Source organism: Marivita sp. S6314 (assembly GCF_023015985.1).
GTDB lineage: Bacteria > Pseudomonadota > Alphaproteobacteria > Rhodobacterales > Rhodobacteraceae > Marivita.
The window spans coordinates 88,412-109,728 of sequence record NZ_JALKAO010000007.1 but is presented as its reverse complement, the minus strand read 5'-3'; the positions used below and the strand labels follow the sequence as shown (position 1 = coordinate 109,728).

Annotated in this window: 15 protein-coding genes; 6 read left to right on the top strand and 9 right to left on the bottom strand. The window is 62.5% G+C overall.

Annotation, left to right across the window (positions count from 1 at the left end):
* Positions 1 to 2 precede the first annotated feature (2 nt).
* From MWU54_RS16775 to MWU54_RS16760, 4 genes are all read left to right on the top strand, one after another.
* Complete coding sequence (locus MWU54_RS16775; protein WP_247086049.1) at positions 3 to 1,022, top strand: glycosyltransferase family 2 protein; 1,020 nt, start codon at positions 3 to 5, stop codon at positions 1,020 to 1,022.
* 3 nt (positions 1,023 to 1,025) lie between these two features.
* Entirely contained in the window at positions 1,026 to 5,606 is a 4,581-nt protein-coding gene (locus tag MWU54_RS16770) for a MupA/Atu3671 family FMN-dependent luciferase-like monooxygenase (RefSeq protein ID WP_247086047.1), read from the top strand.
* Complete coding sequence (locus MWU54_RS16765; protein ID WP_247086044.1) at positions 5,606 to 6,556, top strand: hypothetical protein; 951 nt, start codon at positions 5,606 to 5,608, stop codon at positions 6,554 to 6,556. Before MWU54_RS16770 ends, MWU54_RS16765 begins: the two co-directional genes overlap by 1 nt.
* A 155-nt stretch (positions 6,557 to 6,711) precedes the next feature.
* The gene (locus MWU54_RS16760; RefSeq protein ID WP_247086042.1) at positions 6,712 to 8,046 is read left to right on the top strand and encodes a Wzz/FepE/Etk N-terminal domain-containing protein; all 1,335 of its coding nucleotides are present in this window, start codon (positions 6,712 to 6,714) and stop codon (positions 8,044 to 8,046) included.
* On the opposite strand, the gene MWU54_RS16755 is transcribed toward MWU54_RS16760, so the two are convergent.
* The 6 genes from MWU54_RS16755 to MWU54_RS16730 form a co-directional block, all read right to left on the bottom strand.
* On the bottom strand, positions 8,040 to 9,224 hold the full coding sequence (locus tag MWU54_RS16755; RefSeq protein ID WP_247086039.1) for a P-loop NTPase: 1,185 nt from the start codon (positions 9,222 to 9,224) through the stop codon (positions 8,040 to 8,042). The two genes, MWU54_RS16760 and MWU54_RS16755, sit on opposite strands and share 7 nt — an antisense overlap.
* A 148-nt stretch (positions 9,225 to 9,372) precedes the next feature.
* A complete protein-coding gene (locus tag MWU54_RS16750; RefSeq protein WP_247086036.1) occupies positions 9,373 to 11,481 on the bottom strand; it encodes an NAD-dependent epimerase/dehydratase family protein in 2,109 nt (702 codons plus the stop codon).
* A gap of 11 nt (positions 11,482 to 11,492) precedes the next feature.
* On the bottom strand, positions 11,493 to 12,461 hold the full coding sequence (locus MWU54_RS16745; RefSeq protein WP_247086033.1) for a glycosyltransferase: 969 nt from the start codon (positions 12,459 to 12,461) through the stop codon (positions 11,493 to 11,495).
* Positions 12,458 to 13,714, bottom strand: a complete 1,257-nt coding sequence (locus tag MWU54_RS16740; RefSeq protein WP_247086031.1) for a glycosyltransferase — start codon at positions 13,712 to 13,714, stop codon at positions 12,458 to 12,460. The genes MWU54_RS16745 and MWU54_RS16740 overlap by 4 nt, the downstream gene beginning before the upstream one ends.
* Positions 13,711 to 14,646 carry an NAD(P)-dependent oxidoreductase gene (locus MWU54_RS16735; protein ID WP_247086028.1) on the bottom strand — a complete coding sequence of 312 codons (936 nt, stop codon included), beginning with the start codon at positions 14,644 to 14,646 and terminating at the stop codon, positions 13,711 to 13,713. Before MWU54_RS16735 ends, MWU54_RS16740 begins: the two co-directional genes overlap by 4 nt.
* Positions 14,634 to 15,761, bottom strand: coding sequence for a Gfo/Idh/MocA family oxidoreductase (locus MWU54_RS16730; RefSeq protein WP_247086026.1), 1,128 nt, complete (start codon positions 15,759 to 15,761; stop codon positions 14,634 to 14,636). The genes MWU54_RS16735 and MWU54_RS16730 overlap by 13 nt, the downstream gene beginning before the upstream one ends.
* A gap of 264 nt (positions 15,762 to 16,025) precedes the next feature.
* On the opposite strand from MWU54_RS16730, the gene MWU54_RS16725 reads away from it, so the two are divergent.
* Positions 16,026 to 16,808, top strand: a complete 783-nt coding sequence (locus tag MWU54_RS16725) for a WecB/TagA/CpsF family glycosyltransferase (protein ID WP_247086023.1) — start codon at positions 16,026 to 16,028, stop codon at positions 16,806 to 16,808.
* Positions 16,809 to 16,812: 4 nt separating this feature from the next.
* Here MWU54_RS16725 and MWU54_RS16720 read toward each other — a convergent pair whose 3' ends face one another.
* The 3 genes from MWU54_RS16720 to MWU54_RS16710 form a co-directional block, all read right to left on the bottom strand.
* Positions 16,813 to 17,451 carry an ATP-binding cassette domain-containing protein gene (locus tag MWU54_RS16720; RefSeq protein WP_247086021.1) on the bottom strand — a complete coding sequence of 213 codons (639 nt, stop codon included), beginning with the start codon at positions 17,449 to 17,451 and terminating at the stop codon, positions 16,813 to 16,815.
* Positions 17,444 to 19,087, bottom strand: coding sequence for an ABC transporter permease subunit (locus tag MWU54_RS16715; RefSeq protein ID WP_247086158.1), 1,644 nt, complete (start codon positions 19,085 to 19,087; stop codon positions 17,444 to 17,446). Before MWU54_RS16715 ends, MWU54_RS16720 begins: the two co-directional genes overlap by 8 nt.
* 84 nt (positions 19,088 to 19,171) lie before the next feature.
* The gene (locus MWU54_RS16710; protein ID WP_247086019.1) at positions 19,172 to 20,377 is read right to left on the bottom strand and encodes an ABC transporter substrate-binding protein; all 1,206 of its coding nucleotides are present in this window, start codon (positions 20,375 to 20,377) and stop codon (positions 19,172 to 19,174) included.
* Positions 20,378 to 20,540: 163 nt separating this feature from the next.
* On the opposite strand from MWU54_RS16710, the gene MWU54_RS16705 reads away from it, so the two are divergent.
* The gene (locus MWU54_RS16705; RefSeq protein ID WP_247086018.1) at positions 20,541 to 21,158 is read left to right on the top strand and encodes a CDP-alcohol phosphatidyltransferase family protein; all 618 of its coding nucleotides are present in this window, start codon (positions 20,541 to 20,543) and stop codon (positions 21,156 to 21,158) included.
* The last annotated feature ends 159 nt before the right edge of the window (positions 21,159 to 21,317 follow it).

Below are 21,317 nucleotides of genomic sequence, written 5' to 3'. Positions count from 1 at the left end.
GCATGACAGAGATTGTCGTCGTTATCTTGAATTACAAAACGCCGGATCTTGCGGTCAAGGCTGCGCAATCGGCTGCGGTTGCCATGACGGGATTCGGCGGCGCGATCCTCCTTGTGGACAACGACTCCCCGGACGACTCGCTTGACGTCATGCAGACCGCGGTCGCGGGCCTGTCGTGGCCGGACCATCTGACCGTTCAGGTGCTGCAATCGGGACGGAACGGCGGTTTCGGCGCGGGCAACAATTTCGGCATTCGTGCCGGGCGGTCCATCTGCCCGAAGGCCGAGTTTGTTTACATCCTCAACCCCGACGCGCAGGTCGAGGAAAACGCCATTGCGGCCCTTGTCGACCATCTGACATCCCATCCCAAAGCGGCGATTGCAGGCAGCTGGATCTACAACCAGGACGGCCATGATGATTGCAGCGCCTTCCGCTTTCCCGGGATCGCGTCCGAATTCGAAGCCTCAATCCGGTTCGGGCCCGTCACGAAGCTTCTCAAGAACTACGTTGTCCCGCTGCATCTGCCCGAAACATCCGGCCCGGTGGGCTGGATCGTCGGGGCGTCGATGCTGGTTCGGACGGACGTGTTGTCTGAAATCGGCCTCTTTGACGAAACCTTCTTTCTGTATTTCGAAGAAACCGACCTGTGTCTGCGCGCGCACCGCGCGGGCTACGAGGTTCACTTCGTCCGCGCCAGCAAGGTCTGCCATATCGGGTCGGTGTCGACGGGGATGGGCACGTGGAAACGCACGCCGCGCTACTGGTACGAAAGCCGCTGGTACTACTACAGCAAGAATTACGGCCGCCTTTACGCAATTGCGGCCACCTCCATGAACGTGATCGGCACGTCTCTCTGGCGCATCCGCCGCTGGATCGAACGCAAACCCAACACCAATGCGAACCGGTTCCTGCGCGATCTGATCCGCCATGACGTTCAGGCGGTGTTCCGGCCCACGCCGGAAACATCCATCCAAACCAACACGGACCTGCCCGAGATGCATCTCCGGGCCAGGACAGAGTGATTTATGACCGCATTTGACAGCATCCTGATCGGTGACGAAAGCCTGACGCAGCACTGCGCGGAAACGCTGCTGGCGCAGGGTCACCGCATTGCGGTTCTGGTGACGGGAAATCCCGAAATTGCCAAATGGGCCAGCTCCCGCAGTATTCGTGTTGAACCCCATGGCCGCGATCTGGGCGCACGCATGGGCACGGTGTCGGTGGATTGGGTGCTGAGCATCGCCAACCTGCACATTTTGCCCAGTGATGTGATCAAATGCGGCCGGCAGGGCGCGGTGAATTTCCATGACGGACCGCTGCCAAAACATGCGGGCCTGAATGCGCCCGTATGGGCGCTGCTCGAAGGCGAGTCCCGTCATGGCATCACCTGGCACCTGATTGAAGAGGGCGTTGATACCGGTGACATTCTGGTGCAGCGCAGCATCGACATCACCCGGGACGACACGGCCCTGACGCTGAACACAAAATGCTATGAGGCCGCGCTGTCCAGCTTTCCGGATCTGCTGACCGAACTGACACATGGTCTGCCCAACCGCCAACCGCAGGACGCCTCCCGTCGCAGCTATCACGGGCTTGCCGACCGCCCCGATGCCAACGGGCTTTTGCACCTTGAAGGACCGGCGGACACCGCCGAACGGCTGGTGCGCGCCTTGGACCACGGGCCATACTGGAACCCGCTGTGCACCGCCAAGATCTGGACGGGACAGCAACTTTTGCACATCGGTCAGGCCCAGCGACTGGACAGCAGCGCGGCGCCCGGCACGGTGATTGACGTGGATGATCACTCGCTGACCGTGGCCTTCGCGGACGCTGCCCTGAAACTGACGGGGATCAGGGCCAGCGACCGGTCCCCCCTTGATCCATCGCGGCATGTCTCGCTAGGGCAGGTGTTGCCGACACTCTCGGCGCAGGACCGCACCACAATTTCAGACGCCGCACAGCGCGTCGCGCCCCGCGACGCCTATTGGCGGGGTGTGTTGGGCGCATCCGTTCCCATCACGCTGCCGTTCCTGACCTCCAACCCCCCCGCGCTGGATCGTGTCGAAACCGCCATCGACGCCCGGCACCTGCGCGCGGCGCTTGCCGCTTTGGCAAACCGATTGTCTGACGCGCCCGGCACGGTGCTGGCCTGCGCCAACCCGCAGATCGCCCCCGATGACGGGTTCCGCGTGATCAATCCATGGGTGCCCCTGTCGCCCGAGGATCTGCGCCGCGACGGTCCCGATATTCAGGTCGGGTTCGCAACCGATCTGCCGCTGCGAGATCCGAACCTGCCACCCTTGCACACCCCGGCGCTGGGCATATCCGACCGCGTCGGCCCCATCCCGAATGTCGCCATCACCTTCGAACTTTCGAACAACGCGGTGGTGGCCCATATCGACACCGGCCGCATCGCGCCGGATTTCGCGCAAATCCTCATCCATCGGGTGCATTGGATGGCCTCCCAGATCGGCGACGGCAAAACGCCCGACGCCCTCGATCCGCTGCCCCCCGGCGAACGACGGGACGTGCTGGAACGCTTCAACGCAACCCAAAACGCCCCGGCGCCACACAAGACCCTGCATCAGGCCTTTGAAGCCCAAGTTGTGCAAACGCCAGATGCCATCGCGCTTGTGCATGAACGCTCCGAAATCACCTTTGCCGCTTTGAACGAACACGCCAATCGCGTCGCGCACAGGCTGCGCGATATGGGCGTCGGGCCAAACATAATGGTTGGCCTGCATTGCGCCCGTGGCCCCGATCTGGTTGCCGCAGCGCTGGGCATTCTCAAGGCCGGTGGGGCGTATCTGCCGCTGGATCCCGACTACCCCAGGGATCGGTTGGACCACTACCTGACCGACAGCCAGGCCCCGATTGTGATCACGCAATCCGCACTACAAGACGACCTGCCGGAAACCGGCGCGAAAACCCTGATCATGGATCACGACCCGCATCTGGCGCAGGCCGATAGCACCAATCCGGAACCGACCACCGCGTCAGAGGATCTGGCTTACGTGATCTACACGTCCGGCTCGACCGGAGTGCCCAAAGGGGTGATGGTCGAACATGGCAACGTGCTCAATTTCTGTGTCGGCATGGATGCGATTGTGCCTGACAGGGAGGATGCGACCTGGCTTGCGGTGACCAGCCTCAGTTTCGATATCTCGGTGCTGGAGCTGTTCTACACCTTGTCGCGCGGCATAAAGGTTGTCCTGCCAAGCACCAGCCAACGGGGTGTGATCTCCAGCGGGGCGGCGCGCACCGGCTCTGATGGGATGGACTTCTCGATCTATTACTGGGGCAATGATGACGGCGTTGGCCGTGACAAATACCGCCTGCTTCTGGAAGGCGCGAAATTTGCCGATGCCAACGGCTTTTGCGCGGTCTGGACCCCGGAACGGCATTTCCACGCCTTTGGCGGCCCCTATCCGAACCCGTCGGTCACAGGCGCTGCAGTGGCGGCGGTCACCAGCCAGATCGGCGTGCGTGCCGGCAGTTGCGTGGCTCCGCTGCACCATCCCGCGCGCATTGCCGAAGAATGGGCGGTGATTGACAACCTGACCAATGGCCGGGCAGGTCTTGCTATCGCCAGCGGCTGGCAGCCGGATGATTTCGTACTGCGCCCGGAAAACACACCACCCGACAACAAACCGGCCATGTTCGACGCCATCGACCAGGTGCGCAAACTCTGGCGCGGCGAACCCGTCGCGTTCCCGCGCAAAGACGGCCAGATGCACGAGGTGGTCACGCAGCCGCGTCCTGTGTCCCGGAACCTTCCGATCTGGGTGACAACCGCAGGCAACCCCGAAACCTGGCGCGAGGCGGGGCGAAACGGGGCCAATGTGCTGACGCACCTGTTGGGGCAATCCGTCGATGAAGTGGCGGAGAAGATCGGGATTTACCGCCACGCGCTGCGGGATGCCGGGCACAACCCGGATGACTTCACCATCACGCTTATGCTGCACACCTGTCTGGCCTCCACCCGCGAAGAGGCGCGGGACATCGCGCGCGAGCCGATGAAAGACTATCTGCGCTCTGCCGCAGGCCTGATCAAACAATACGCCTGGGCCTTCCCGGCCTTCAAAAAGCCCGAAGGCGTGAAAAACGCCTTTGAACTGAACCTCGGTGATCTGAGCGAAGACGATCTCGAAGGCATCCTGGACTTCGCGTTCGAGCGGTACTTCAACGACTCGGGCCTGTTCGGCACGATTGAGGATGCGTTGAATCGGGTCGATCAACTCAAGAACATCGGCGTGTCCGAAATCGCCTGCCTGATCGACTACGGCATCGAGACAGATCAGGTGCTCGACGGCCTGAAACCACTGGCCGAGGTGGTGCGCCAATCCGCCCCGTCGCGCGATCACGAGGACGAGGATTTCTCGATCGCGGCAATGCTGGCCCGCCACAATGTCACCCACATGCAATGCACGCCCTCAATGGCCCGCATGATCGCGATGGATGACGACGCACGCGCGCAGCTGACAGGGCTCAAACATCTGTTTCTTGGCGGCGAAGCGCTGCCCGGCGCTTTGGTCGCTGATCTTGAACAGGCGACACAGGCGACGATCACCAACTTGTACGGCCCGACCGAAACAACGATCTGGTCATCAACCGAACGCGCCCAGGCGGATGAGGCCACCGTCAATATCGGCACCCCCATCGCCAATACACAGCTTTACGTTCTGGACGATGCGCTTGAACCCGTGGCCATCGGTGAAGACGGCGAATTGTGGATTGGCGGTGGCGGCGTGACGCGCGGCTACTGGAACCGCGCGGATCTGACCCGTGACCGTTACCGCCCGAACCCGTTTGGCCCCGGACGCCTCTATCGCACCGGCGATCTGGTGCAGCGTCGCCCGGATGGGAAGCTGAACTTCCTGGGCCGCACGGATCATCAGGTCAAGCTGCGTGGCTTCCGCATCGAACTGGGCGAAATTGAAAGCGCGCTCCAGTCCTTTTCCGGCGTCACGAACGCCGTGGTTCTGGCCCGCGAGGACGCCCCCGGCGATGTGCGTCTCGTGGCGTATATCACCAGCCGCACCGATGCGGACACGCAAGCGTTGCGCGCCCATCTGGCGGATCGGTTGCCCGACTACATGATCCCGGCGCATTTCGTGACACTTGACGCGTTTCCGGTCACGCCAAATCAGAAAATCGACCGCAGCGCCTTGCCTGCGCCCACCAAAACCGTGTCGCGGCCAAAGCCAACCAAGGTGGTCGCGCCAGCCGATGGGCACAAGGCGGACGCCGAACTGCAATCCCGAATTGCCGGCATTTGGACCGAAGTTCTTGGCGTCGACAAAATCAGGCCAGAGGACAATTTCTTTGATCTTGGCGGGCATTCCCTGTTGGCCGTGCAAACGCACCGCGCTTTGCGCGACCGTCTGGATATTGCGAAACTGTCGATCACCGACATCTTCCAGTTCCCGACCCTCGGGGCCTTGTCCGACCGCGTTGCGACACTTGGTGGGCACGCCCTATCGCGCGGGGCGGGGTCGTCGACCGTGATCAGCCTGCCGTCGCAGGATGCGTCCGACCGGGCAACGCAGCGGGCAAACGCGATGTCCCGCCGCCGCGAAATGCGCGCACGCAGGCGGGCGTCATAATGATCTCGGCCAAATCCCTTTTGGCGGGTCTCGCCATACTTGCGCTTGGGGCTGCGGGCTGGATCTACGTGAAACCCCCCAAAGCGCTGACGGTCGCCGAACGCACGGCGGCGTTTGCGACACCCTTGTCCCCGCCTGACGGCCCGTTGTCGGTATACCATCTGGGCCATTCGTTGGTTGGCCGCGACATGCCCGCGATGTTGGCGCAGCTTGCCGGGCACACCCACGCGTCGCAACTTGGTTGGGGCACCCCGCTTAAGGCGCATTGGGAGCCCGATATCGAAATTCAGGGCTTTGCGACCGAAAACGACCACGACCATTACCAGGACGCCAAGACGGCACTGGCCAGCGGTGCGTTTGACGCCTTTGTGCTTACCGAAATGGTCGAAATCGAAGCAGCAATCGAGTACTTCGAGGCGCCGCTCTACCTGAACAAATGGGCCTCAGCAGCGCGTGACGGTCGCCCTGACATCCGCGTGTACCTGTACGAATCCTGGCACGATCTGAACGATCCGCAAGGATGGCTCGCCCGTCTGGACACCGATCCCGAGCGCTATTGGGAAGGCGTGCTGATCGCACGTGCGATGGCGCAGGATCCGGACACCCGACCGATCTACGTGATCCCGGCGGGCCGGGTCATGGCCGAACTGGTGCGGCGCGTTGAATCGATGGGCGGTGTTGACGGCATGTCATCGCGCGAAGACCTGTTTGCACGTCTTGAAGACGGAACGCTCGACCACATTCATATCAACGATCTTGGGGCGTATCTCGTCGCTCTCACGCATTACGCTGTGCTCTATCACCGCTCTCCCGTCGGGCTTCCGACGCAACTGCGGCGTGCGGATGGCGGTCGGGCCAATGCCCCGTCCGATGCGTTGGCAGAGCTGATGCAGGCGACGGTCTGGGACGTGGTCAGCACGCTGCCCGTGACCGGCGTGGCCCCACCATGACATGGCTTGGCGGAAACGCGCTGTTTCCAGAATCGACGTCCTTAATGATGGCAAAACAAGGCAAATTTGACTAGATTGTGACCTGTCTGTGACGCAAAAGCGTGGTCTTGTTGCAAAGCAGGTAAGGCGGGGGCCTTAGACCGGAGCTGGAAAATATGTTGTATTTTCAGTCAATATCAGAGGTCCTGTCCGCGCTGAAACGCCGGAAAGGGTTGATCGTTGCGCTCACGCTGCTTGGCTGCGTGATCTCGCTCGTGGTCGCCCTGATCAAAGAGCCGGTCTACAGCGCCATCGCGGTTGTCCAGATCGAGGATGCGCAGGTCACCGGCACCACCTCAACTATCGGCGCGCCGCCCGACACGCGCTCCAGCCTGGATGCCAGCCGTACGGTCCGACTGATCGAACAGCGGGTGATGTCCCGTGGCAGCCTGTTCGAAATCATGGAAGAGCACGGCCTGTTTGCCGACAATCCCAGCATGACGCCAAATGAACGCATCACCGCGATGCGGCAGTCGATCCTGATCGAGGCGATCATGTCAGGTGAACCGTGGCAGCCCAACCAGGCGGTGTCGGGCATGGTGATTTATGTCAACCTGAACGATGCGCAAAAAGCGGCGGATGTCGCCAATGACGTGCTGGATCGCGTCATGGAAGAAGCCCGCATTCGCAGCGTCGATCGTGCCCGGTTCGAGCTTGATTTCTTCAACACGGAGGAAGCGCGCATTCGGGCCGAGATCTCTGCCGCTGAAGATGCAGTTGCAGAGTTCAAGTCCGCCAATGCAGAGGTATTGCCGTCCAACATCACGGTCCTTCAGGGCGAATTGACGACCCTGAATGGCACGCTCATCACCTTGCGTCAGCAGATCCTGAGCCTTGAATCCAACAGTGGCCGCACCCGGGCGGACGCGCTGGAGCGGCAGGTCAATGTCCTGGAAGACCAGATCGCGCTGATCGAAAGCCGGATCGTGGAAATCAACGGCCTGTTGGCCCGCGCGCCCGGGGTCGAGCGTGAACTGATCTCGCTGGAACGCGAACGCGCGCAGCTGACGGAACAATTCACAGTCATTTCGCGCCGTAAGGCCGACGCGGAAATGAGCCAGAGCCTGGAAGAGCAACGACAGCTTGCCCGCTTCGAAGTGCTCGAACGGGCCGAGCCGCCGGTCTATGCGACCTCGGGCAGCAAACGCTCGGTCGCGATGCTGGGTGCCGTTGCAAGCGTGATCATGGCCGCCGGTATCGCCCTGGCGCTTGAGATGCTGAACCCCCCGATCCGCACCGCGTCGCAGATGGAGCGGGCTCTTGGCGTGCGTCCTGTTATCTCGGTTCCGATCCTTGATACACCACCGCCGCCCAAGAAAGGCGGCAAAGGCAACGGGTCCAAGTTCGGGTTAGGGGTCGCGGTGGCGTTATTGCTGGGGGCGATTGCCCTTGTTGCAAAACCGCTGACGGAATGGGCGAGCATGCATATGGCCCAACGCAACGCTCAATAAGCGTATTCGCTGGCCTCGACATCTTCGGCCTTGTTCAGCACAACGCCAAGCAACGGTATCTTGTCGCCCAGGCGGCGTTCCGTTTCCTTGATATCGCTCGCCTTGGTCATGCCGCCCGCCGCAACGATCAGCAGCGCGTCGATATGCGGACGCATTGCAAGCACATCGTCGTTCAGCAACGCGGGGGGCAGATCGAACAGCATCACGTCCGGGTCGAACTTGGTTTCGATGTCTTTCAAAACGCGCTCTGTTGACGGATCCTGCAACAGCTCGGACGCATAGGGTTCAACCAACCCGTTAAACCCAATCGCCACATGCGATCCGGCAGAAATGGCGTTGGGGGCAAAGCCCTGAAGATGATGTTCGGGCGCAATCTCGTCGCGCAGCAGATCCCCGATGACACCGGGATCGGTCACGCCAAAGATCTTGTGCAGGCTTGGGCTGCGCATATCCAGATCAAGCAGAACCGTCTTGCAGTTCTCCTGCCGCGACAGGCTCATGGCCAGATTGGCGGAGGTAAAGGTCTTGCCGCAGTCCTTTGTTGGCGACGTAATCGCCACCCGCCGCCAGCCATTTTCGGCCAGCGCCTGCAACATCCGTGTGCGCAAGATGTCGAACCGGGCATGGGCCGCATTGTCCCGCAGCGCTGTGATCACATTGCGTCGGGCCAGACCTTTCGGGTCCAGTTCAAAGCGATCGATCTGCTTCCAGACCGCTTCGGGATCGTGCCGGGGCGGCGCGGACGGCTTTGGCTCGGGCGCCTTGGCAAGCACCAGCGGCTTCTGAGGTTTGGCCTTTGGCTTTGGCTTGGGTTCCGCAGGTGCGTCTGTCACCTCGGCCACCGGTGCGGGCGTTTCGGCAACCTTCGGCTGTGCCGCAACCTCTTGCTCCGCCGCCGATTTGGGCGTGGGCTTGGCCGTTGGTTCTTGGGCGGGCGGTGCGGATTTGGACGCTGCGGCGGTCTTGAGCTTGGCTTCCGCCGCCTCGACTTCCGCGCGCAAACGTTGTGTCTCAAGCTCTGCCTTGCGCTGCAGCAACGCTTCTTTTTCGGCCAGCAACGCCTTAAGCGCGGCGCGCTCTGATGTGCTCTGTGGCGATGGGCGTGTCGGAGCCTGAGGCGCAGCCTCAACCTCGGAGATACGCCGTTTCCGGCGCTGAAATTTCGGCTGCTCTGTCATTTTTCAGCCCCGCATCCCGACATCGTTCCGCACTCACATAAACACTGTACGCAGACACATCCACGTCCCTCGTCTATGGCAGCGCAATCTGTCAAGAATACGTCCGATTTGAGGGGATTGTTGATCAAAACGCGCAAATCACCGCCGGTCAAAATCCAAACAGGTTGGCGTGTTTGATGGCGGCGTCGACAAACCGCGCCTTATCCGCCTCTGGCGTCCACCCCAGTTCAGACTTCGGTTTGGTGTTCACAAACGGCGACAGATGCGCACGGCTTTTCCAATCGGCCAGCGACGGGCGCGTCAGCCCCCGGCGGCGCAGCGCATATACCTTCAACACATGTTTCACCGCATCCGCCGCCCAGAACAGGGTCAGGTTGCCGGTGCTGACACGAATGCGTGCGCCGATGGATGTGTGGATCGCGTCAAAATACCCCTGACCGCTCAGCATCGGTTCCCCGATCAGGTTGTAGCTTTGGCCAATCGCGTCCGGGTGTTCCGCCATCAGGATCAACCCGTCCGCCACATCGTCGATCAACACGAAAGGCAGGATGTTCAGGCCATTGCCCCAGATCCGAACCGCACCCGCGCCATGCCAGCGGCCAATGCCCCAGTGCTGCAAGGGCCCTCCATGACCCACCACGATTCCCGGCCGCGCAATGACCAAAGGCAGCCCATCGCGGCGATGCATCTCCATCAGTCGCTTTTCGCATTCCGCCTTGGACCGCGCATACATGTTGCGGTCGCTCATATCATCGGGAAATGGCGTGTCTTCCGTGATCTTCTGTGCCGGCGTCGACATGTCATAGCTGGCGATTGTCCCGGTATAGACCAGACGTTTCACCCCCGCCTCCTGACAGGCCTCGGCGATGCGCACCGCGACGCCGACATCATGTTCCAGCGCCTCTTCCCATGTGCCTTCCAGCGACCGGGCAAGGTTGTAGACAACGTCGATCCCCTGCATCGCCTCAACCAGAGCTGCCTTGTCGTAAAGCGACACGCCCACGGTCTCGACCTCATCGGGCAGGTCCGGGAACGGGCCAAACCGACCCCGGCTCAGCACACGCACGTCCTGACCCTTGGCCACCAAGGCACGGGTCAGTGCCCGCCCGATAAAGCCGGTGCCGCCGATGACCATCGCGGTCGGTTTGGGATCGCGGGTTTTGGCTTTGGGCGCAGCGGGTTTGAGATCACCCTCGGGCACCAGATCCAGCGCCTGATCCAACGCGGTCATCACCGCAACCGCGCTTTCGCCCGAGAACCGCGCGTCGGGTGCCGCGTCCTTGCGCAGCGGGCCGTAAATCGCGGCATTCATGCCCTGAAAGCTCAGCGCATAGGGGGATTTTCGGTTCAGGGACGCCACTTGGGTAAGTGTGTTTCCCAGACCTTCGCGCAGATGTTGCCAGCTTAGATCCAACTGTTTCCGCAACGGGTTCAACACCAGATCCGACGCGTTCTCGCGTTCCACCACCAAGGTATCCGCCGCAAAATCCAACCGCGCCCGTCCGGATGATCCGCGCAGGGTCAGCGACCGGTCGTCAATCGTTTCGACCATCGAAATGGTCAGCGTGACATCGACCTCCCCGGCCTGCGCAACAATGCGCCAGGCCTGGTGGCGGGTGTCGTCCCCCGGCAGGTCAATCGGTTTTGACAATTGCACAGACTGCACGTCCGGCACGCCAAAAAGATCAACAATGAACCCCATGAGGTGGGGGCCAAGTTCCAGTAACAGGTTCTTGGGGTCGCGCAGCAGCCAGATCCCAAACGGTCCGGACCGCAACGGGGCCAGGGGCAGGCACCAATGCACCTCCGCCACCGACACGCGGCCCAACGCGCCCTTGTCGAGCATGCTCTTCAACCGATCATAGGACGGCAACCCCATGAAATTGTGCCCGGCATGAAACCGCACGCCATTTTCGCGCGCGACCGCTTCCATTTCCGCGGTCTCTGCCGCCGAGGTCGCAACCGGCTTTTCGACCAGCACATGTAATCCGCCGCGCAGGCATTGCAGCGCAAGAGGATGGTGAAGGTGGGGTGGTGTCAGGATATGCACGGCATCACACACGCCTGCGTCGATCAGGTCGGCCACATCGGAAAAGACCCGAACACCCAGCCCGTCAGCCAGCGCCTTGGCCGCCGCTTCGGACGGATCGCAAACCGCTGTGATTTCCACATCGTCGGTCGCCCGCAACGCATCTGCGTGCCAACTGGCGATATATCCGGCCCCGATCAGACCAACACGAATTTTGGAAGACGCCATCTGCGCACCCCTTACTTGTACTCAATGATGCGCATTTGCGCTTGGGTCAGCCGCCGCCAGTGATAGCGGATCATGCCAATGACATTCGGAAATTTGGACAGCGTCAGATAGATCGCGTGATGCAACGCCTCTGACCGTGGCAAACCATCCTGCATCAATCCCTTGGCTGTGCGTGTGTAGGACAAGGCATAAACACCAAGGATCAGAACGGGAACCGCAGGCGACATAAAGGCCCCCGCAATCGCCATAAACGGCAAAAACGCGCCATAGACCAAGGCGCGCTGTCGTTCGCGGACAAAGTAGTCCGGATGCAGATGCCCGACTTGTGCAAACCCGTGTCCGGTGCGTTCCGCGCGTTTCCACCATTGCGAAAACCGGGTCATATTCGCGTCATGCCGCGCCATGTCTTCCGGAATGCGTTCCAGCCGCCATCCGGCCTTGCGGAGGCGTGTGCAAAACTCGTCATCCTCGGCCGCGATCACGGTGGGATCGAATCCGCCGACCGCGTCAAAAGCACGGGTGCGCACCATCATGTTGCCGCTACAGGCCAGAATATCGCCAGCGGGGCGTTTCCATTCGACATCGAACATCTGGTTATAGACCGTCGCATCGCGCCGCATCTCGGCGGCTTGGCCGGTCACCAGACCAAGATCGTCATGCGCCGCCATCCATGCTTGCCCCTTGGCCAGCCAGCCGTCAGCCATGATGCAATCGCCGTCCAGAAACTGCACCGCATCGGGCGCATCCCCCGAGGCCGTCAATGCCTGAAACCCTTCGTTGCGCGCGCGCGCGGCGGTGAAGGGCACGGACATATCAAGGTTGACCACCTCGGCCCCGACGCGGCGCGCGTTGGCGACGCTGTCGTCGGTGGACCCGCTGTCCACATACACCACCCGGCGTGCCTGTGGCACGACCGAGGCCAGCGAGTTGACCAGACGGTCACCTTCGTTGCGGCCGATCAGGACAACATCGACGCTCATTCCGGCACCTTCCGATTGGGGCGCAATCCGGGGGACGGGGCGGTGTTGGCGTATGCGCAGAACAGCTCTGACAGCCAGCGGGCTTCGGCGGCGGCATCGTAATCGGCCACAACCTTTGCCCGGCCTGCCGCACCGTAGGCGCGTCGCAGGTTGCCGTCCGTCAGCACGTCATCCAGCGCGGCGGTAAAGGCCTCTACATCGCCCGGCGGCACGACGCGTCCGCTGACATGGTCTTCGACCAGTTCGGGCACGCCCGCGGTCCGCGTTGTGATCACCGGCACCTGTGCGGCCATGGCTTCCATCAGGACAACGGGAACCCCTTCGGCAAAGCTGGGCAGGACGAACACGTCGGCTTGGGCCAGTTCCCCGGCCACTTCGGCTTGTGACTTGTACCCCAGAAACGTCACGCGATCTGTGAGCCCTCGGTCCCTGACCTCGGCTTCCAGCGCGGCGCGGTCCGGCCCATCGCCGACAAGCCGCAGTGTCAGATCGGGGTGGGTGGTCGCCAGACGCGCAATGGCGTCGATCAGGATCGGCACGCCTTTGACCCCGGCCAAACGCCCGACAAAGAGCGCGGTTTTCCCGGTATGCGCGGGCGGTGTGGCATAGCGCGACGGATCAACGCCGCAATGCACGATATGGAACCTGTCCCAATGCACAGCGTCCGCGAAACACATCAGTTGCGAGCGGCAGAAATGGCTGATGCAGGCCACGAAAGACGCGCGCGCAGCCTTTTCATCGATCCGCCAGTGATGCGGTTCGAAAAAGATATCCGGCCCGTGGATGGTAAAGCTCCAACGGATGCCTGACAGCGCCCCGACCAGCATGGCGACGGTGCAAGAGGCCTTGGCGATGTGGTTGTGCAGATGCGTGACGCCCTCGCGGTCAAGCTTGTCGGCCAGCACGCCCGCTTCAACGAAGTAGATCAGGTTGTAGAGCCGCCCCTTGATCCCCTTGGGCGCGGTTTTCCATGCAAGGCCGAGGGCGGACAGGTATCGGCCCGGCGTTTTCATCCAGCGCAGATGCGCCCGAAGCGTGGTGGCGGGTGTCTTGACCGTGTCGAGCACTTTGAACGTGCGGGCGTGTTCGTCGCGCTGTTCGGGGCCGACCAGATGTTCGGCCCCGGTTGTGCGGATCGAACAGGTCAGAACCTCGTGCCCGAGGGCGCGCAGATTGGCGACTTCGCGTTGAATGAACGTGTCGCTGGCGCGGGGGTATTCTCCGGTCAGATAGGCGATCTTGGGCCGCGTCATGTCGTGGCCCCCCAGTCAGGGGAGGGGTCGGGCAAAACGTCTGCACCAAACGGTTTTTTCATGCGGTTACCCATGGGTAACCCGCGCTGGCGCAGGACATTTTCGCGCAAAAGGCCGGGAAGTTTTGCCGAAAACGGGCGCAATATCCGCGCGGTGGACCACAAGATTTGCCAGGGGAGCGGCACAACTTGTTTCGGCCAGCCGGTCTGACGCAACGCGGCGATGACCTGCCCGCGTGTGGGTGACCTAGGGTCAAGAATGGTAAACGTGTCATTTACCTTATGCACAGTTGCGTGAACGAGCGCCGCGGCACAGCGGTCCACATGGCACATCGGCAAGGGATCCTCGCCGCCGATTCGCAGCAGCACAGGCCCGAAGCCCACACCCAGATGGGCGTTCCACAGGTGGTCTGCATCATAGACGATGCCGGGCCGCAGGATGGCTGTCGAGCCCAGCCGCGCCGCGCGCACCAATGCTTCCTGCTGGACCTTGGCACCAGAGTAGACATCGCGCGACAGGCTGGGGTTTTCCAGGGGGCAATCGTCGGTCAGGTCACCGCCGATGGGGACATGGCTGGTGTCGAAAACGGCGATTGAGCTGGCGAGTGTCAGATGCGCAACCCTGGCGCGCCGCATCGCTTCGATCAGATGTTCGGTTCCGCCAATGGTCAGGCGCTTGTGGTCGGACGCTGCGCCGGTCATGGCCGCAGCAAGGTGGATCACGGCATCGCATCCGTTCAGGGCGTCGGCCAGAACGGGCACGCAATCCTGTACGGTCAGGTCCGTTGAAACGTACGTGACGCCGGGCCTGTCCGCGCCGCTCTGTCGCTGAACGGCGACGACATCCAACCCGGCGGCTAATGCCGCATCTACGGTCGCGCGCCCGATGAAGCCGGATGCGCCCGTGATGAGGATGCGGGTCACATTGCCCATGGCATCGGCTCCATCGGATCGCAGCGTGTGGTCATCGCCTGCGCGCCCGAGGTTTCCCCGGCGTTCTGCATGGCAAGGGTCACTTCGGTCATGTGCAGGGCAAAATCGTTCGACATCCGCGTTGGTCGGTTTTCGCGCAGGGCGTCCAGCATTTCGGCTGGCCCAAGCATGAAGTTCATCGCCGCAGCACCCCAGCGTTTCACTTTGGGATGTGTGGGTTGCGCGAGCTTCAGCCGTTTCGGGAAGGGCGATTCCATCAGCCGTCGCCGCAGGGTCATGCGTTTGGCAAAGGTGACCTTGGCGGAATTGTCCCACGCCGCCTTGCAGGCCAGCACACCCTTGTCGCCGACAATGCGGATGCGGTGGTCATGGGGGGCCGCGATTGAGCAGGTCAGACGGGTCACGGGTCCGTTTTCGAAAAACAGGGTTGCGACCGACAGGTCCGGGGCAAAGGGGCCGTTGCCTTCTTTGTCGGGGATCGTTTCCGCCGAGGCGGCAACCACGGTGCGCACCGATCCGAACCACGCGATGAGCCAGCCCAGGTAATATCCGGCATGTTCGAGGGTGCAGCCGACGCGAAACTCGTCCTCATAGGGCCAGGGGGCGCCGGATTCTGACAGCCATTTCTTGTAGGCGGCCTGCGGGACAAAGCCGTCGTCCAACTCTGCATAGATGACGCGGGGGGTTCCCGCGATATCGGCGCGAAGGGCATGGCCCAATGTCTGGGCCGCCTCGCCCAAGACGCTGCAGGGTGCGGAGGCCAGCATCAGGCCGGCGTCATGTGCGCGTTGGTGCAGCGCCTTGGCGTCTTTTACGGACATGGCCAGCGGTTTTTCGGAATAGGTGTGGCACCCGGCATCAAGGCAAGCGGTGTTGATCTCGAAATGTGCGGACGGGTTGGTGAGGTTGAGCACAACCCCATCGCGCGGATGGGCGTTGAGCAGGGCCTGCAACGAAGACACTTCTGGCACGTTCCAATGCGCGCAGAACTGCGCAAGACGGGTGGCGTCGCGGTCATAGACACCGGCCACGGTGATTCCGTCCATCGCCTGCAGGGACCGCATGTAGAGATCGGCGACAAACCCGCATCCGATGATGGACACCACACCTGTCACAGGACACCCCCAATGCGGGGATCACCCCAGCGCGTGCCGGGGAAAGGACGGGTGGTCAGTGATGTCACGATCTGCTCTCGAATTAATCTCGTGTTTTCAGGTGCCTTAGAACAATCAATAATGGTCATATTTCGACAAAACTGGATTATCTCACGGCAATCCGGCGATTTCCTTGTATCATGTCTTGATTTTGCAGCGCTCTCGCCCCGATTTGGCCCTATGGACCCTGTACCCGATCCCTCGAAGACGATGAAGGAGCCGCAGATGCGCTTTTGGGGTGACGCGTATGACGTGTCGGTCAATGTACGGGATTGGGTGGCACTTGAGCGGCATGTGTCCGGACGGCTGCGCAACGGCGATGGGTTTTCGCTGGCGACCATCAATCTGGATCATCTGGTCAAACTGCGCACCGATCCGCGGTTTCGGGACGCTTATGCGGCGCAGGATCTGGTGGTGGCCGATGGCAATCCGATTGTCTGGATGTCGAAGCTGGCCAAGCGACCGGTGGAATTGATTCCGGGGTCCGACGCAATCCTGCCCCTGACGCGGATTGCGGCGGCGCATGGCAAGTCGATCGCGCTGGTCGGCAGCACCGAGGACACGTTGCAGGACGCCAAGGTCTATCTGAAACGCACGGTTCCCGGAACGCGGGTGGTGGCAACGATTGCGCCGCCGATGGGGTTTGATCCGGTGGGCCAGAGTGCGGATGACGTGCTGGAACGGTTGGACGCGGCCGGGGCCGACATGGCGTTTCTGGCGCTGGGCGCGCCCAAGCAGGAGCTGTTTGCGGCGTATGGTCGGGGTCAGCTGGACAGCGTCGGGTTTGTGTCCATTGGCGCGGGGCTGGATTTCTTTTCGGGATCGCAGGTGCGCGCCCCTGCCTGGGTGCGGGCGATTGCGATGGAATGGCTCTGGCGGGCGCTGTCACAACCGGGGCGGCTCATCCCGCGCTATGCAAAGTGCTTTGCCATATTGCCCACCGAAATTGCCCATGCGCTGAAACTGCGCGCCGGGTCCGTGTCGGATCAACCGGCCTCGGAACGGTAGGCGGTCAGTCCAGCGTGTGAACCGGCCCGCCGGCGGCGGCGGCATCGGCGTGGTCGTGGGTGACCAGCAGAACCGGCAGGCCCTTGGCGCGCGCCTGATCGAACACCAATGTGCGGATCATATCGCGCCGTTCCGTGTCGAGCCGGGAAAACGGTTCGTCCAACAGCAGGGCCTTGGGATCTGACAAGAGCATCCGCATCAAGGCGACCCGCGCCTTTTGTCCGCCGGACAGGGTTTCGGGGTCACGGTCGGCAAAGCCGCTGAGCCAGATGTCGTTCAGCGCGGTTTCGATCCGGTCCCGCCGCGCGGCGCGTCCCTTGACCGTGGGGCGCAGCCCGAAGGCGAGGTTTTCGCCAACCGACAGATGCGGGAACAGCAATTCGTCCTGAAACAGGATGCCAACGCGCCGTTGTTCCGGCGGCAGGTCGGTGATGTCGATGCCGTTCAGGATCACCCGTCCTGAGGCGGTGAACCCGGCATCCAGCGTGCCGATGATATAGGCGAGCAAGGTGGACTTGCCCGACCCGCTGGGTCCCATCACGGTGAGCACATCGCCGGGGTCGATCCGGTCTGACAGGTCAACCAGCACGCGCCCGTCGCGGCGGATCGTGATGTTTTGCAGGATCAATCCGGGGTCAGACATGGCGAAGCCCCTTGCGATTGCGCCAGACGATGGCCGGGACAAAGACGGCCAGTGCAAAAGGCAGGAATGCCACGGCGGTCTGGGTCAGCGCGTAGACCGAAATCACCCGCCTGTCGCCGCCGGAGGCCAGTGCGACCGCTTCGGTGGTCAAGGTCTGCACGCGTCCGGCGCCCGCGAGAAGCGTTGGCAGGAACTGTCCGATGGACACGGCGAACCCAACCGCGGCCGCCGTCAGGATCGGGCGCAGCAGCATCGGCAGGCGCACCCGCCACAGGACGCCGTCACAGGACGCACCCAAGGCCCGGGCAACGGACCCGTAGCGCGCGTCCCAGGCGCGGAACGGATCGGCCAGGGACAGAAACACGTAGGGCAGGACAAAGATCGTATGCACCGCGATCACCGCCGTGCGGTTGCCATCCAGCCCGGTGAAAATGGCAAGCGTTTGCAGACCGGTCAGAAACGCGATCTGCGGCACGATCAGCGGGACATAAAGCATCCAGAGCGCGCGGGTGCCGGGTTTTAAGCCGTGCCGGTCCTCGGCTTCGAGACAGGCCAGGGTCAGCAACAGCGCGATCAGTGTGGCCACGGTTGCAATGATCAGGGTTTCGCCTATCACCGGCCAAAGCCCCATCGCGTGCCGCATCCATGTGCGGGTTGAAAAGCCATTGGGAAGGGCGTCCGGAAAGCTCCAGAACCCGGCGAAGGACCACACCAGAAGGCCAAAGAGACCAAACACGATTGCAGCGGCGCTGACCGTGGCGGCCAGGAGCGATACCAGCCGCACCGTTCGCGTCCCGCCCCCGCGCCTGCCGGAGGCCACCCAGCGGCGGCCCATCCACGCCACGCAGATTTCGCCCACACGCCAGAGAAGCAGCGCGCCGATCACCAGTGCGAGTTGCCAGAGCGCCGCCGCAGAGGCGAGAAAGCGCAGGCTGAGGTCGGGATCATTCATCCAGCGCAGGATTTGCACCGCCAGCGTCGGCGGTGTGGTTGGCCCCAGGATCAGCGCCACGTCGATGACCGTCATGGAGAATGCCAGCACGGCATACACCGGCAGGCGGATCTGGGCATAGACGCGCGGGAACACGGTTTTGAACCATCCCGACACCGGCGCATAGCCAAGCGCCATGGCGGTATCGCGGGCCTGCGCCGTGCGGATCTGCGACAGCGCCGCCAGGGTCATGAGCAGCAGGAACGGGACTTCCTTGACCACCAGCCCGGCAATCAGCGACAGGCCCTGCGGGTCTTGCAGGATCAGCACATCGGGTGGACGGTCCCACCCCGTCAGCCAGGGCGACGCGGCGCGGGCGATCCAGCCGGACGGGGCAATGAGAAACGCCAGCCCGAAGGCCGCAGCGGCATGGGGCACCGACAGCAAGGGCGACAGCGCGCGTTCGATCACGCGAAACGCCGCAGATCCGCTCCAGGCAGCGCAGATCAGGGACACCACAAGCAGCGACAGGGTTGTGGCGATCAACCCGGTGGTGACACTCAGCACGCTGGCGCGGGTGATGCCCGGCCAGTCAAACAGCATCGCAAAGGCATCCAGCGTGATCTCAGTGCCGCCAAGCGCGGGCAGGACACCAAAGGCGGGCGCAAGCGTGCCCAGCACACCCGCCGCAACCGGACCCACCATGATCGCAACCGTCAGAAGCGGGGCCCAGGGCAACAACCGAGGCCGCGCAGAGGTGGAGGCACAGGGGGGCGTCACGGCCAGAGCCTATTGCGCAACCCCGTAACGCTCGGTCCAGTCTTCTTCGAGTTTGACCATCCAGCTTGGGTGCGGTTCGGGCAGGGTTGCGCCAAGCTCTGCCGGGGGCAGGGTGGCGATGCCCAGTTCCAGCGCATCAAACCGCGCGCGGTCTTCTACCGATAGCTTTTCAAGGTCGAGCACCGTGCCCAAGCCCCAGACATTGGGATCCTGCATCATGGCCTGCGCTTCGGGCGACATCATGAAATTGGCGACAACCATGGCACCTGCCTTGGCATTGGCGTTGTAGGGGATGGCGACAAAGCTTGCATTGCCGATGCTGCCTGCGTCCATCACGAAGGTGCGGACGGTGTCCTGAAGTTCGGAATTCGCAATCGCGTTGCTGGCCTCGTTGGGGTTGAAGCTGATGGCCAGGTCGATTTCCCCGTCCGCCATCAACTGGATCTGACGCGATTCATTCTGCGGATAGGCCCGCCCCGACCGCCAGAGGTTCGGAGTCATACCGTCCAGAAATGTCCAGAGATCTTTGGTTGCGGCGGCGTAGTCGGCGTCCTCTACCGGGGCCTGCAACACCGACGCATCTGGTACAAATTCGATCAGCGCCTGTTTGAGGAACGTCCCACCAAGGAAATTCGGCGGTTGCGGATAGGTGAACCGCCCGGGGTTTTCAGCCGCCCATGCCGCTAGATCGGGCATGGTGGTCGGCGGTGTCTCAAGCCGGGCAGTGTCATAGTAGAACACCACCTGCGCCATGCCCCACGGTGCTTCAAGCCCGTCGGTCGGCACAGTGAAATCCGAAATCACCGCCGGTTTGCCCGCGACATCCACATTGGCCCAGCTCGGCATTTGTTCCACCCACGGTCCAAACAGCAGGTCCTGCCGTTTCATGGCGGCAAAGTTTTCGCCGTTGATCCAGATCATGTCGACCGCGCCGCCTGCGTCTTTGCCAGCCGATTTCTCGGCCAGAACGCGGCTGACCGCGTCGGCCGTGTCTGACAGTTTCACATGTTCCAGCGTGACGCCGTAGTCTTCGCTCACCCGCGATCCGATCCACGCGATGAAGCTGTTGATCGTGTCCGACCCGCCCCAGGCGTTCCAATAGACGGTCTGCCCGCGGGCCTCTTCGGTGACGGCTTGCCAGTTGGAGGGGTCAGGCTCGGCTGTGGCCGCAAACGCGGTGAACGTGGCCAGGGTGGCCGCTACAAGTGAACGCATAGGTCTGTCTTCCTTGGTCGTTTGGGCGCAGGCCCGGGATCATCGGGGTAAAACCAGCGATACCCCGTCTGGGTCAAATGACAAACAGGTGTGCAAGATTTCAGTGTACGGCTTTTGGCGGGGCGGCTAAGGCATGGCGCGACCTGAAACAATGTGACCCGCCATGATCGACGCCCGTCTCCTGCCCTTTATCAAGCGCGCGCTTGACCGGCCTGCCCGCGCCCTTGTGGCACGCGGGATCAGCGCGGATCAGATCACCCTTGCCGGGTTCGGGATTGGCCTCTTGGGTGTTGTGGCTGCGGCGGCGGGGCTGTTTGGTGCAGCGCTGCTGTGCCTTGCCCTGAACCGTCTGGCAGACGGCTTGGATGGTGCGGTGGCGCGCCTGACCCGGCCGACCGACCGGGGCGCGTTTCTTGATATTGCGCTGGATTTCATGTTCTACGGCTTGTTTCCGCTTGGCTTCGCGCTGCACGACGCGCCCACCAACGCGCTGCCTGCGGCGGTTCTGATTGCCAGTTTTATCGGCACGGGCTCCAGCTTTCTGGCCTTTTCGATCATCGCCGAAAAGCGCGGGATCACGTCGGATGCGTATCCGACCAAGGGCATCTACTATTTGGGTGGTCTGACGGAAGGCACGGAAACCATCGCCCTGTTTGTGGCAATGTGCCTGTTTCCTGCGCTTTTCCCATGGCTCGCCTACGGCTTTGCCGCGCTCTGTGCGATCACCACCATCACCCGCTGGATGGCGGGATGGCGGCTTTTTTCCCGCGATCACACCTAGTCCATCGGTTTCCCCTTCTTCGGTTTAAAAATACCGCGGGGGGTTTGGGGGGCTGGCCCCCCAACCGGTCGGACCGCGCAGCGGTTCGATCCTGATCATCTGGCGACCCTCCACATCCCGGCGCAGTTCTGCTACACCGCGCGCCAATACCACGCCGAG